The following is a 13,520-nucleotide window of genomic DNA, read 5'->3' as shown; positions in this document are numbered from 1 at the left end:
GCGGAGCGCTTAGCCCGAGCGGGTAGGCAGCGTTCTCCGCTTCGCCCGTCGGTGCTGATGCCCCCGTACGTCGATCGCCGTGAGCGCCATCGCCAACGGGCCCGGGGCCAGGAACGCGAGCGGCGGCAGCATCCACGCGCACAGCGCGGCCGTCACCAGCGCGAGCAGGACCAGGGCGCTGCCGCCCAGGTCCTGGACGGACCGCCGGGCCGCCGCGCCCACGGCGGCCGGCCAGTCGGTGAGCGACTCGGGGCGTCCGCAGGCGCGCAGGCCGGTCACGGCCGCGCAGGCGCCGATCGCGGCGGCGACGGCCGCGAAGGCCCCGCCGCCGGGCAGGCCGGTGCGGGCGAGTGCCAGATCGGCGAGCAGCAGCAGGACGCCCGTCACGGCGGCGAGGCCGGCGGCCAGGTCGCCGGTGCGCAGCCGCTGCCGCAGGAGGCGGAAGTAGCGTCCGGCGGTGGCCGGGCGGTCCTCCCGGGTGCCGCGCAGGATCGCGCAGGCCGTGGAGAGCGCGGCGGGCGCGGTCAGCAGCGGCAGGCTCGCCACGGCCGTGGCGAGACCGATGCTCAGGACGTCCGCGAAGAGGGTCATGCGCGGGCCGAAGATCTCGCCCGGTTCACGGGTCGTACGCATACCGCTCACCGCCTCACCCCTTGATCCCGGAGTTGGCCATGCCCTCCACCAGGAACCGCTGGAAGGCGAGGAAGAACAGGACGATCGGCAGCAGCGCGATCACCGACATGGCGAACATCGGGCCGAAGGCGGAGGTGCTGGACGCGTCCACGAACGACCGGAGCGCCAGGGTGAGGGTGAACTTGTCCGGCGAGAAGAGATAGATCAGCTGGGTGAAGAAGTCGTTCCAGGTCCAGATGAAGGTGAAGATCGCGGTGGTGATCAGCGCGGGGCGGGTGAGCGGGAGGATCACCAGGAAGAAGGAGCGGAACGGGCCACAGCCGTCGATGCGTGCCGCCTCCTCCAGTTCTCTCGGCAGTCCGCGCATGAACTGCACGATCAGGAAGACGAAGAACGCCTCCGTGGCGAGGAACTTGGGCAGGATCAGCGGCCAGTAGGTGTTCACCATGCCGAGCTGGTTGAAGATGATGTACTGCGGGATCAGCACCGCGTGGTGCGGCAGCATGATCGTTGCGATCATGAACGCGAAGAGCGGGCCCCGGAAGCGGAAGCGCAGCCGTGCGAAGGCGTAGGCCGCCAGGGAGCAGCTGATGACGTTGCCGAGGACGGCGCCGCCCGCGATCAGCAGGGAGTTGGTGAGCAGGCGCCAGACGGAGACGTCGTTCACGCCGTCGAGGGCTGTCTTGTAGTTGGACCACTCCAGGTGGCTGGGCAGCAGGTCGAGGCTGGCGATGACCTCGTTCGCGGGCTTGAGAGAGGTCGCGAGCAGCCACGCGAGCGGGTAGAGCATGACGAGCAGCGCGGCCAGGCAGGCGACGTGGAGGGCGATCCGCCGCCGGGCAACGGGCCTGCGCCCGACGGGAGTTGAGGTCACGGTGGTCGTCATCGGACGCCCCCTTCGGTGTCGGAGGCGTAGAAGACCCAGGAGCGCGAGGTCCGGAAGAGTACGGCGGTGACGGCGCCGATGACGATCAGGAGCACCCAGGCCATCGCGGACGCGTAGCCCATGTGGGAGGCGACGAAGCCCCGGTCGTAGAGGTACAGCGTGTAGAAGAGGGTCGAGTCGGCGGGGCCGCCCTTGCCGCCGCTCACCGCGAAGGCGGGGGTGAAGACCTGGAACGCCTGGATCGTCTGCAGGACCAGGTTGAAGAAGATCACCGGGGACAGCATCGGCACGGTGATGGAGCGGAACTGACGCCATCGGTTCGCGCCGTCCACCTCGGCCGCCTCGTACAACTCCCCCGGGATCTGCTGGAGTCCGGCGAGGAAGATGACCATCGGGGCGCCGAACTGCCACACGGTCAGCAGGGCCACGGTGACAAGCGCCCAGCCGGGCTTGAAGATCCAGCCGCCGGTGCCGAAGAGGTTGTCGACGGTGCCGCCGTCGTTGAACAGCGCACGCCAGACCAGGGCGACGGACATCGAGGCGCCCAGGAGGGAGGGGGCGTAGAACGCGGAGCGGTAGAAGGCCCGGCCGCGTTTCATGTTCTTCAGGGCGAGGGCGACGACGAGGGCGAGTCCGAGCTGGAGCGGGACCGCGATGACGACATAGGTGAGGGTCGCGACGACCGACCGCCAGTAGCGCGGGTCCTCGGTGAACATCTGCGTGTAGTTGCGCAGGCCCACCCAGTTGGGCGAGTTGAACATGTCGTAGTCGGTGAAGGAGAGGTAGAGCGACACCGCCATGGGGAGCAGGGTGAGCACGCAGGCGCCCAGTACCCATGGGGACAGGAACACCCAGGCGGCGCCCTCGCGTTGCCGTTTCGGCCGCCGTACGGGGGTGGCTTTCGCGGTGCGGGCGGGGACCGGTGTCTCGGTGGTGGTCATGACCGCAGCTCCGCCTTCGCCTCGGTGACGTAGTCCTGGGCCGCCTCGCGCGGCGACATGCGCTCGTACGACACCTGGTCGTAGTCGCGCTGGAAGGTGGTCTGCAGGGCGCTGTCACCCGAAGGGGGCGCCTGAGGCGGAGTGGCGAGCTTCCCTTCGAGGGTGGCCTGGTAGGCGTAGATCGTCTTGTCGAAGTCCTTCAGCTTCGGGGCGAGTTCCTCGCGGATCGACTCGTTGACGGGGATGCCCCGGGTCGCGCCGAGGATCGCTGCGGCCTCGCGGTCATTGAGCATGAAGTCGATGAGGAGCGCGGCCTGTTCGGGGCTGCCGGTGTCCGCGGCGACGCCCATGAACATGGAGGGCTTGAAGTACTGGCCGGGGGTGCCGTCGGCGCCCGACGGCATGGGGGCGAGGCCGATGCCGTCCGGGATCAGGGCGAGGTAACCGCTGGCGGGAGCGTCCCAGTTCATGTCGGACAGGGCCGTGCCGCGGCCGAGCGGGGTGTTCTCCACCGAGCCGTCGAGCTGGGTGGTCTGCTCGGCGGGCGAGACGACGCCCTCGCGGCGCAGGCCGTCGGTGAACGTCCACCAGCGGGTCAGGTCGTCGACGGTGAAGCCGAGTCGGTGGTCCTTGGTGTAGAGGGACCCGCCCTGGCCGCGCAGCCAGACCTCGAAGGAGTCCTCGCTCTGCCCGGGGTCGGTGCCGCCGGGTTTGCCGGTCTTCTTCTTCAGCGCCCGCATGGCGTCGGCCCACTGGTCCCAGGTCCAGCCGCCGGCCGTGGCGTCGGCGGGCGGCGCGAGACCCGCCTTCTTCCACTGGGCCTGGTCGTACACGACGGTCTCGGTGCCGCGTCCCTGCGGGACGGCGTACTGCTTGCCGTTCAGTCTGCCGGTGGCGAGCAGTCCGGGCTCGAACTCGCCTGTCTTCAGGGTGGTTTGCTGCGTACCGAGGTCGAGGAGGACACCGCCGGAGGCGTACTGGTCGATCATCCGGTAGTCGAGCTGCATGACGTCGGGGGCGTCGCCGCCGGCCGCCTGGGTCGCCAGCTTCTGCTTGTAGGCGTCGTATCCGGCGAACGAGGTCTGCACGTCGACGTCCGGATGCTTCTTCTCGAAGAGGTCGACCGCGGCCTGGGTCCTGGCCGCCCGGTCCGGGTTGCCCCACCAGGTGTACCGCAGGACGACCTTGCCGCCCGCGCTCGTCGAACCGTCCGGGCCAGAGCAGGCGGTGAGTGCGGCACAGAGAGCGAGGGTGAGCCCCGCGGCGACGGTCGCAGTCGCCTTCCGTGACCGCCTGGACTTCCTCCCCGTGCTGGTCCTTGTGCGGTTTCCGGGCATGAGTGGGTCACCTCTTTCACTAGAAAGCGCTTCCACCCCCTCGAACGTCGACCCTAGGGAAGGTCCGGATGTCACAACAAGACCCGTGCACGGATCATGCACCGATCACCACGTCAGGTGGAGGCTCCGCGGCGAGCGGTGGATCATCGTCGGACTCATCGTGACCGGATGGTCCCCGGCCAGTCGCAGACCCGGCAGGCGGCTCGTCAATTCCTGCAGGGTGAGCCGGAGTTGCTCGCGGGCGAGCTGGGATCCTGGGCAGGCGTGGACGCCGAGACCGAAGGCGAGATGACGTACCGGGCTGCGGGTGATGTCGAACTCGTCCGGCCGGGGGTGCCGCGCACCATCCCGGTTGGCGGCACCGAAGGCGACGAACAGCGAGGCTCCGGCCGGGAGTTCGGTGCCCGCGAGGGTGACCGGGCGGGTGGTGACGCGGCGGAATCCCTGGAGCGCCGTGTCGTACCGGGCGGCCTCCTCCACGGCGGCCGGGATGCGGTCGGGTTCCGCGCACAGCAGCTCCCACTGGGCGGGGTGCCGGAGCAGATGGAGGACCGTCGTGCCGATGAGCGCGGTGGTGGTGAGATGTCCGGCGATCAGGAGGTTCTGGAGGTGGGACACGGCCTCGTGGCGCTGGTCGAGGGTGAGTTCGGCGCTGTCGTCGCCGGCTTCGCTGTCGCCGGGGACGGTGACGGAGGCGACGATCTCCGTGCAGAGGTCCTCACGGGGTTCGGTGTGCCGGGCACGGGCGTACCGGTCGAGGATGTGCTGCGTCGCGACGACGTCCTGGGCGGCGGCGATCTGCTCCTCCTCGGGGAGGGGCCGGAAGAGGAGTTCCTCGGCGCGGTACCCGCCGTGCACGACGGCCGACACGTCGGCGGGGTCGAGTCCGACGATCCTGCCGATGACCTCCCCGGGCAACCGGCGGGCGTACGCGGACATCAACTCCACGTGTCCGCCCTCGTGTTGACCGGCGTCACCCGGGTCACCGCTCACGAGCGCGCCGACCAGGGCGGCGGCACGCTCGGCCGCGTACGGCATGACGGCGGCGACCCGGGCGGGCGAGAGGCCCTTGACGATGGGGGCCCGCAGCTCCTGGTGGCGGACACCGTCCGCGCCGACGACGACGGGCCGCCCGCCGAAACCGCCGCCCAGCACCGCGAGCGCGGCGGGCGCCGGCATGACGTCGGGGCGCAGCGCACCGGCCGAGGAGAAGTCCTGGTCGCGGCGGAGGACTTCGCGTACGTCGGCGTCCCGGGCGACCAGCCAGGCGTCGAGTTCGGCGACGAAGGTCAGCCCTTCGGCGTCGCGGGCGCGGGTGTAGTGCGGATAGGGCTCACTCTGCAACTCGTCGAGTCTGTCGAGCGGTTGACGGTCCACGCGGTGCCCTCCGGCCGGGGGTGCGGATCACGGGTCACGGGGTCGCGCCCATGGTGTCGCACACCGCGCGGGGGCGGAAGCGGTCGTCGGCGCACAACCTCGCCCCGGGCCCACCGGTCCCGGCGCGGCGCGCAGCCCGTCGCCCCTGTGCGGGCCCGCGCCGAACACGGGCCGCACGGCCCCGGAACGTGCCGTGCGGCACGGTCGGGTTCCCTACGATCGTGCCGTGGTCAACTTCCTCCTCGAACGTACGGTGCCGCTCCCCCTCGACGACGCCTGGGGCCGGCTCACGGAGTGGCCCCGCCACGCCTCCGTGGTCCCCCTGACCCGCGTCAGGGTGCTCACCGCCCCGCCGACCCACGAGGGCACGGTGTTCGTCGCCCGCTCGGGGATCGGCCCCCTCGCCTTCGACGACCGGATGGAGGTCACCGTCTGGCGGCCACCGACCGAGGACTCACCGGGACTGTGCCGCCTGGAGAAACGCGGCCGGGTCGTCCTGGGCTGGGCGGAGATCGAGGTGCGTCCGGGCCCGGGCGGCCGCTCACGGGTGGTCTGGCGCGAGGAGTTGCGCGTACGGCTGCTGCCGTCGCTGTTCGACCGTCCGCTGGCGGCGGTGTCGCGGTATGTGTTCGGGCGGGCGGTGAACCGGCTGCTGAGGATGGGGTGACGGACGTTACGATCGACTCCGTGGAGCCGGCGGTACGGCCGGTCGGGGGAAGGGGCGAGCGTGCACGAGGAGAACGTGCGGCTGGAGCTTCGGATCGACTCGGGTCCGGGCGCCACCGCGGAGCAGACGGACCGTCAGGTCCGCAGTCTGTACGGCAATCTGCGCACCCTCGGCCTCCTCCGGGTCGAACGCGGGACGGTTGCCGCGCCCGAGGAGTCGATGGCCGGCGTGGGGCACGACCTGGCGGTGCTGGTGGTCAGCGGGGCCTTCTCCGCCGCCGCGCTGAAGGCCCTGAGCAACGTCGTCGTCGCCTTTGTGCAGCGCTCGAAGGCACGGTCGGTGGAGTGGGAGATCGACGGGCACAAGGGGTCGTTCGACGCCCTGTCCGCCAAGGACCAGCAGGCGCTGGTCGAGGCGGTGACCGCACGGATCCAGGCGGGGACGGCCGCGGTGGCGAGCGCCCCGGCCGATTCGGGCACCGGCGTCGCGACCGGCCCGAACACCAACAGCGATCCGGGAGTTGGCGATGGCGGGACGCCGGATCGCACTGCTCGTCGCGACTGACGGCTACCAGGATCCCGGGCTCAGCAGACTCAGACGGCCCGCCCGGGGTGCCACCGAGCTGAAGGCTCTGCTGGAGGACCGGTCGATCGGCCGTTTCGAGCCGGTCCTCGAACTGCTGAACAGGCCCAAGGACGAGATCGAGTCCGCGATCGAGGAGGTTCTCAGCAACCGCGACCCCGACGATCTCGTGCTGCTCTACTTCGCGTGCCACGGCATCCGCAACGACGCCGACCGGCTGTTCTTCGCCACGCTCAGCACGAGACTGCAGCGTCCGCACACCACCGCCATCCCGGCCGCGCTGCTGCACCAGCTCCTCGACGAGTGCGAGGCCCGCACCAAGATCGTGCTGCTGGACTGCTGCTACAGCGGGCTCTTCCACCGGGGCTCCCCCATGTCGCCCGCCCCCGTGAACGTAGAGAAGGCGCTCGGCGGGCGCGGCACGTTCGTCATCACGGCGTCGACGGCCCTGGAGTACGCGTACGAGGGCGAGCAGCTCAGTGTCGACAACAGCCTGTCGGCGCCGAGGTTCACGGCCGCCGTGATCGAAGGGCTGCGCAGCGGCCTCGCCGACCAGAACCGCGACGGCGTGATCACCCCGGAGGAGCTGTACACGTTCGTCCACGACACGGTGGTCAACCAGGCGGGGCCCGAGCAGACGCCGACCAAGTCGGGCCAGTGCGAGGGGAATGTCGCCCTCGCCTACGCGCCCTGGATCGACGCGTCCGCCGGCCCCGCCGCCCGCGCCGCCCTGGCCGACGAACTCACGCTCGGCTCGCTGCTGCCGCCTCCCGTGGAGACCGTCGACCGGGGTTTCGTCTGCGACGCGTGGGAAGGCGCATCCCGGCTGCTCGTGCCTGTCGGCCGCCTGGAGAACAGCACCGGGTCGGAAACCATGTGCGTGGACTTCGCCGGCCGGGACGGCAACGCGGCGGTCGTCGGCAAACTGGGCAGCGGCAAGACCACCCTGCTGCGCTCCATGATCATGTCGCTGGCGCTGACCCACACCCCGCACGAGGCGGAGTTCCATCTACTGGAGGGCGCGGTCAACCGGCTCGGCGTGCTGCGCTCGCTGCCGCACGTACGGACGTTCGCGGCGCCGCACGAGCACAGCGCGGTCGAGGAGGCTCTCACGGCGGTCAAGGCGGTGATCTCCACCCGGCGCACCCTGTTCCGCGACCTCGACATCGACTCCATCGAGGCGTTCCGCGCACTGCGCACCACCGGGCGGATCGAACAGGGGGCGGCGAGCGACGTCTTTCTGGTGGTGGACGGCTGGCTCGACTTCACCTGGGAACATCCGGAGTTCGCGGAAACGGTCCACCGGCTCGCCAACACCGGACTGAACTACGGCGTCCATCTGGTGGCCACGGCCCGCCGTTGGAGCGACTTCACCACCGATCTGCGCGGGCTGCTGGGCACCCGGCTCGAACTCGCCCTGGACGACCCGGAGGAGTCCTTCTTCGACCCTTCGCTGGCGTCCGGGATCTCGGTCGGCTGGGCGCTGTCCCGGCGTCGGCGGTTCCGGGTGGCGGTGCCGCGCTTCGACGACGGGGCGGGTCCGGTGGCAGCGCGGGAGTCGCTGGCGGAGACGGCGGAATCGGTTCGGGCCGGGTGGGCGGCGCTCCGGAGCCGGGAGAGCACTGGTGGGCACGCCAGGCCTTCCGTCGGCCGCCAAGGAGGCGTTCTCACCGGCCTGTTGGGGGTCGGGAACACGGCTTCGCCCAATCTGGCGGCCCTGCGCGCCCGGCCGTCCCCCGAGGACCGGCTGAGGGTGCCGATCGGGCTCGGCGAGGACGGTCAGACGGTGTTCCTCGACCTCAAGGAGAGCGCGCACGGGGGAATGGGCCCGCACGGTCTGTGCGTGGGCGCGACCGGCTCCGGCAAGTCAGAGCTGCTGCGCTCGATCGTCCTGGGACTGGCCGTGCGCCATTCGCCGGAGGAAGTGGCCTTCGTGCTGGCCGACTTCAAGGGGAGCGCGACGTTCGCGCAGCTCGCGGACCTGCCCCACGTCTCGGGGATCATCTCCGGGCTGGCGGACGATCCACTGCTCGTGGCGCGGATGGGAGAGGCGATCAGCGGCGAACTGGCCCGGCGCCAGCAGCTGTTGCGGGCCGCGGGTCTGAGCATCCATGAGTACCAGAAGGCCCGCGCCTCCCGCGACGGCCTCGAACCGCTGCCGACGCTGGTGCTGATGGTCGACGAATTCTCCGAACTCCTGGTCGCGTACCCGGACTTCATCGACCTCTTCGTGCAGGTCGGCCGGGTCGGCCGGGCCCTGGGCGTGCACATGCTGCTGGTCTCGCAGCGTCTGGATGAAGGCCGACTGCGCGGGCTGGAGGCCCATCTGTCGTACCGCATCGGGCTGCGCACCTTCTCGGCGGCCGAGTCCCGTGCGGTGCTCGGCCATCCCGACGCCTACCATCTGCCGCCGGACCCGGGTGCCGGGTTCCTCAAGGCCGACACGACGGACACGCTGGTCCGTTTCAAGGCCTCGTACGTGTCCGGCCCGGTGCCGAAGGCGGACCCGGCCGACGACTACCTCTCGCTGGTGGATATGGCCGTCGAACAGCTGCGGGACGCCGACCCGGCCGCCCACCGGATCTGGCTGCCACCACTGGACGAGTCGCCCACCCTCGATCAGGTACTTCCCGGGAAGATCGCCCTCAACTCCCGGCATGGCTTGCAGGCCCCGGGCTCCGAGCTTCTCCTCGCCCGGTTCGCACTGGCCGACGACCCGTACCACCAGCGGCGCACCGTCATCTCCCTGGACGCGTCCGGGGCCGAGGGGAACGCCCTGGTCGTCGGTGGACCGCAGTCCGGCAAGTCGACCCTGCTCGCCACGCTCATCACCTCGCTCGCCCTCACCCACACCGCCGCCGAAGTGCAGTTCTACTGCCTCGACTTCGGTGGCGGAGGACTGGCCGCCCTGGCCGAACTGCCCCATGTCGGCGGCGTCTTCTCCCGGCTGGACCCGGACCAGGTGCGGCGTACGGTCGCCGATTTCTCCCGGGTCCTCGGTGAGCGCGAGGTGTTCTTCCGCGAGCAGGGCATCGACTCGATCCGCACGTACCGCCGGCGCCGCGCCGCCGGCGAATGGCCGGACCAGCCCCTGGCCACCGACATCTTCCTCGTCGTCGACGGCTGGGCGACCCTCCGGAGGGACTTCGAGGCGCTCGAACCCGTCGTCACGGAAATCGCCTCCCGTGGCCTGGCCCACGGCGTGCATCTGCTGGTCGCCGCCTCCCGCTACGCGGAGGTGCGGCCGCACCAGCGCGATCTCCTGGTCAGCAGGTTCGAGCTGCGTCTCGGTGACACGGCGGAGTCCGAGATCGACCGGCGCCAGGCGCAGTACGTCCCCCCGGGCCGTCCGGGTCACGGCCTGGCCCGCAACAAGCTGCACTTCGTGACCGCCCTGCCAAGGATGGGGACCGAGGCCGCCGGGGAGCTCACCGGCGGGACGACGGAGAGTCTGGTCGCGGCCGTCCGCGCCGGCTGGCAGGGCCCGACGGCCCCACCCGTACGCACCCTTCCGGCCCTGGTCCCCCTCGACGAGCTTCCCGGCCCCGACGACTCCCCGGGCCGTGCCATGGCCGTCGGCATCGACGACGCCAGTCTCGCCCCGGTGTTCCTCGACTTCTCCAACGACCCCTTCTTCCTGGTCTTCGGTGAGTCCGAGTCCGGCAAGAGTTCGTTTCTGCGGCTGCTGGTCCGCCAGTTGTGCGCCCGGGTGTCGCCGGAGGAGGCTCAGCTGCTCGTGGTCGACTACCGGCGGTCACTGCTCGGCGAGGTGCCCGAGGAGTACCTGCTGAGCTACTGCCCTTCGGGGCCCCCGGTCGCCGAGGTCATGACACAGCTGGCCGACGTCCTGAAGGCCCGGATGCCCGGCCCCGATGTGACGGCCGAGCAGCTGCGCGACCGCAGCTGGTACCGGGGCAAGGAGGTGTACCTGCTGGTCGACGACTACGACCTGGTCGCCACCAGCAGCGGCAACCCCCTCGCGCCGCTCATCGAATATCTGCCGTTCGCCCGCGATCTGGGCCTGCGCGTCGTACTGGCGCGCAGTTCGGGCGGGGCGTCGAGGGCTCTGTACGAACCCTTCGTGACACGGTTGAAGGACCTCGGCGCGCAGGGGCTCATGCTCTCCGGCGACCCCAACGAGGGCTTCCTGCTGGGCAGCGTCAAACCGACCCGTCAGCCGCCCGGACGCGGCACCCTGGTCACGCGCAGGGCCACTCAGGGGGTCCAACTCGCTTATCCGCCACCGGCGTTCGAGTGACGTCAGGCCACCGACCCGATCCGCCCCGCCGGTACGGACACCGAGGTGACGTCGTGATGGATCGGCGTGTGCGCCCCGGTCAGCGAAACCCCGCTGCCGCCACGCCTGTTGGCGACGATCTCCGACATGATGGACAACGCGGTCTCCTCGGGCGTACGGGCACCCAGGTCCAGCCCGATCGGTGACCTGAGGCGCGCCAACTCCAGCTCGGTGACGCCGACTTCGCGCAGTCTCTCGTTCCGGTCCAGGTGGGTCCGGCGGGACCCCATCGCGCCGACGTACGCCACCGGCAGCCGCAGTGCGAGCTGGAGCAGGGGTACGTCGAACTTGGCGTCGTGGGTGAGGACGCACAGGACCGTACGGGCGTCCACGGCCGTCCGTTCCAGGTAGCGGTGCGGCCACTCGACGACGATCTCGTCCGCCTCGGGGAAACGGGCGCGCGTCGCGAACACCGGGCGGGCGTCGCAGACCGTCACGTGATAGCCGAGGAACTTGCCCATGCGGGCCAGCGCGGACGCGAAGTCGATCGCGCCGAACACGATCATCCGGGGCGGCGGCACCGACGACTCGACCAGAACCGTGAGCGGTGCTCCGCAACGAGAGCCCCGCTCTCCGATCTCCAGGGTGCCGGTGCGGCCCGCGTCGAGCAGGGCGCGCGCCTCGGCGGCCACCGTACGGTCCAGCTCGGGATGCGCGCCGAAGCCGCCCTCGTACGAGCCGTCCGGGCCGACGAACAGCGGCCGGCCCAGCAGCTCTCCCGGGCCGGAGACGATCCGCGCCACGGCCGCCGCCTCCCCGTTCGCGGCGGCGGCCAGCGCCGACGCGAACACGGAACGGGCGGGCGCCGACGCCCGTACCGGCGTCACCAGGATGTCGATGACGCCGCCGCAGGTCAGGCCCACGGCGAAGGCGTCGTCGTCGCTGTAGCCGAAGCGTTCGAGGACCGACTCGCCGTCCACCAGGGCCTGTTGGCACAGCTCGTACACCGCGCCCTCCACACAGCCGCCGGAGACCGAGCCGATCGCCGTGCCGTCGGCGTCCACCGCGAGGGCGGCGCCGGGCCGGCGGGGCGCGCTGCCGCTCACGGCCACCACGGTGGCCACGGCGAAGTCACGTCCCTGCTCGACCCACCGGTGCAGTTCTTCGGCGATGTCCAGCATCTCGGTCTCCTTGACGACGGCGGAACGGAAGGGCCTGCGGGGCCGGCTGTGCGGCTAGTGCACGCCCAGCCAGCCCTCAAGAGGATTGAGGGCGAAATAGACGAAGAAGATGCCTGTCAGGGCCCACATGAACGCACCGATCTCCCGTGCCCTGCCCTGCGCGACCCTGATGGCGGTGTACGAGATCACGCCGGCCGCGACACCCGCCGTGATCGAGTACGTGAACGGCATGATCACGACGGTCAGGAAGACCGGGACGGCGGTGGCACGGTCGGCCCAGTCGACGTGCCGGGCGTTCGACATCATCATCGCGCCGATCACCACCAGGGCGGCCGCCGCGACCTCCCCGGGCACGATCGCCGTCAGCGGGGTGAAGAACAGACAGGCCGCGAAGAACAGGCCCGTGACGACGGAGGACAGGCCGGTGCGGGCGCCCTCCCCCACGCCCGTCGCCGACTCCACGAACACCGTCTGGCCCGAGGCCCCGGCGACGCCGCCGATCGCCCCGCCCGCGCCGTCGATGAACAGCGCCTTGGACAGGCCCGGCATCCGGCCCTTGTCGTCGGCGAGTCCGGCCTCCGTGCCGACCCCGATGATCGTCGCCATCGCGTCGAAGAATCCGGCGAGGACGAGGGTGAACACGATCATGCCGACCGTCATCGCGCCGACCTGTCCCCAGCCGCCGAACTCGACGTCCCCGAAGAGCGAGAAGTCGGGCATCGACACCGCGCTGCCGTGCAACTCCGGTGCGCCGCTCGCCCATTGCCTCGGGTCGATGACGTGCGTCGCGTTGAGCACGACGGCCAGCACGGTACCGCTGACGATGCCGATGAGGATGGCGCCCGGAACACCTCGGGCCTGGAGCATGAAGATGAGGAGGAGGGTCGCGGCGAACAACAGCACGGGCCAGCCCGCGAGTTCGCCGTCCGGGCCGAGGGAGAGCGGGGTCGCCTCGCCCTGGTGGACGAAGCCGGCCTTCACCAGGCCGATCAGCGCGACGAACAGACCGATGCCCATGGTGATCGCGTGCTTCAGCGCCAGTGGGATCGCGTTCATGATCATCTCGCGGAGGCCGGTGACGACCAGCAACATGATGACGACGCCGTACAGCACGCACATGCCCATCGCCTGCGGCCAGGTCATGGCGGGCGCCACCTGCGAGGACAGCACGCCGGACACGGACAGGCCGGCCGCGAGGGCTAGCGGGACCTTGCCTAGGAAGCCCATGAGGAGCGTGGTGAGGGCTGCGGCGAAGGCGGTGGCGGTGATCAGGGCGTGCTGGTCGAGGGTGTTTCCGGCGGCGTCCTTGCCGGAGAGGATCAGCGGGTTGAGGAGCAGGATGTACGCCATCGCCATGAAGGTGGTGATGCCGCCGCGTATCTCGCGGGCGAGGGTGGAGTCTCGGGCGGTGATGTGGAAGTACCGGTCCAGCCGGGACCGGCCCGGCTGGACGGGGGTTCCGGGTGCCCTGTCTTCCAGGGTCTGTTGGGTCATGTGCCGACTCCCAAGGTTCATAGGGGGTTGGGAAGGTGCACGACCCGGGGGACGGCCCGAGGCGAACGAGGGGTTGTTGGGTTCGTGGTCGGGTGCGGGCCCGTGGGGCTTCTCGCGCAGTTCCCCGCGCCCCTAAGAAAGGCCCTGGTCCTGCGGCCCGAAAGACGAGGGGCGAAGCCCCCGCG

10 protein-coding genes are annotated in these 13,520 nt (G+C 70.8%); 3 read left to right on the top strand and 7 right to left on the bottom strand.

The features are described 5' to 3' along the window. Positions 1-9: 9 nt before the first annotated feature. The 5 genes from OG241_RS43370 to OG241_RS43350 form a co-directional block, all read right to left on the bottom strand. The gene (locus tag OG241_RS43370) at positions 10-633 is read right to left on the bottom strand and encodes a hypothetical protein (RefSeq protein ID WP_405826752.1); all 624 of its coding nucleotides are present in this window, start codon (positions 631-633) and stop codon (positions 10-12) included. Positions 634-646: 13 nt separating this feature from the next. Then, complete coding sequence (locus OG241_RS43365) at positions 647-1,519, bottom strand: carbohydrate ABC transporter permease (RefSeq protein WP_405823680.1); 873 nt, start codon at positions 1,517-1,519, stop codon at positions 647-649. Next, the gene (locus OG241_RS43360; protein ID WP_405823678.1) at positions 1,516-2,460 is read right to left on the bottom strand and encodes a carbohydrate ABC transporter permease; all 945 of its coding nucleotides are present in this window, start codon (positions 2,458-2,460) and stop codon (positions 1,516-1,518) included. The genes OG241_RS43365 and OG241_RS43360 overlap by 4 nt, the downstream gene beginning before the upstream one ends. Continuing rightward, on the bottom strand, positions 2,457-3,797 hold the full coding sequence (locus OG241_RS43355) for an ABC transporter substrate-binding protein (RefSeq protein WP_405823676.1): 1,341 nt from the start codon (positions 3,795-3,797) through the stop codon (positions 2,457-2,459). Before OG241_RS43355 ends, OG241_RS43360 begins: the two co-directional genes overlap by 4 nt. 105 nt (positions 3,798-3,902) lie before the next feature. Then, positions 3,903-5,174, bottom strand: coding sequence for a cytochrome P450 (locus OG241_RS43350; protein WP_405823674.1), 1,272 nt, complete (start codon positions 5,172-5,174; stop codon positions 3,903-3,905). Between the two features lie 226 nt (positions 5,175-5,400). Here OG241_RS43350 and OG241_RS43345 point away from each other — a divergent pair, with 226 nt between their 5' ends. Genes OG241_RS43345 through eccCb form a run of 3 tightly spaced genes read left to right on the top strand, consistent with a single transcriptional unit; the run spans position 5,401 to position 10,681 of the window. Beyond that, positions 5,401-5,841, top strand: coding sequence for an SRPBCC family protein (locus tag OG241_RS43345; protein WP_405823672.1), 441 nt, complete (start codon positions 5,401-5,403; stop codon positions 5,839-5,841). 60 nt (positions 5,842-5,901) lie between these two features. After that, the gene (locus OG241_RS43340) at positions 5,902-6,405 is read left to right on the top strand and encodes a hypothetical protein (RefSeq protein ID WP_405823670.1); all 504 of its coding nucleotides are present in this window, start codon (positions 5,902-5,904) and stop codon (positions 6,403-6,405) included. Next, the gene (eccCb, locus tag OG241_RS43335; protein WP_405823668.1) at positions 6,368-10,681 is read left to right on the top strand and encodes a type VII secretion protein EccCb; all 4,314 of its coding nucleotides are present in this window, start codon (positions 6,368-6,370) and stop codon (positions 10,679-10,681) included. Before OG241_RS43340 ends, eccCb begins: the two co-directional genes overlap by 38 nt. 2 nt (positions 10,682-10,683) lie before the next feature. Here the strand turns inward: eccCb and OG241_RS43330 are convergent, their stop codons facing one another. Together OG241_RS43330 and OG241_RS43325 are read right to left on the bottom strand one after the other, a co-directional pair. Further along, positions 10,684-11,841: an XdhC family protein gene (locus OG241_RS43330; RefSeq protein ID WP_405823666.1), complete on the bottom strand. Its 1,158-nt coding sequence runs from the start codon at positions 11,839-11,841 to the stop codon at positions 10,684-10,686. A 54-nt stretch (positions 11,842-11,895) separates the two neighbouring features. Further along, on the bottom strand, positions 11,896-13,335 hold the full coding sequence (locus OG241_RS43325; protein ID WP_405823664.1) for an NCS2 family permease: 1,440 nt from the start codon (positions 13,333-13,335) through the stop codon (positions 11,896-11,898). Positions 13,336-13,520: the final 185 nt, after the last annotated feature.

This window comes from Streptomyces sp. NBC_01390 (assembly GCF_045040105.1).
GTDB lineage: Bacteria > Actinomycetota > Actinomycetes > Streptomycetales > Streptomycetaceae > Streptomyces.
Note: the sequence above shows the minus strand (reverse complement) of the source record. Positions and strands in the feature narration are given on the sequence as shown.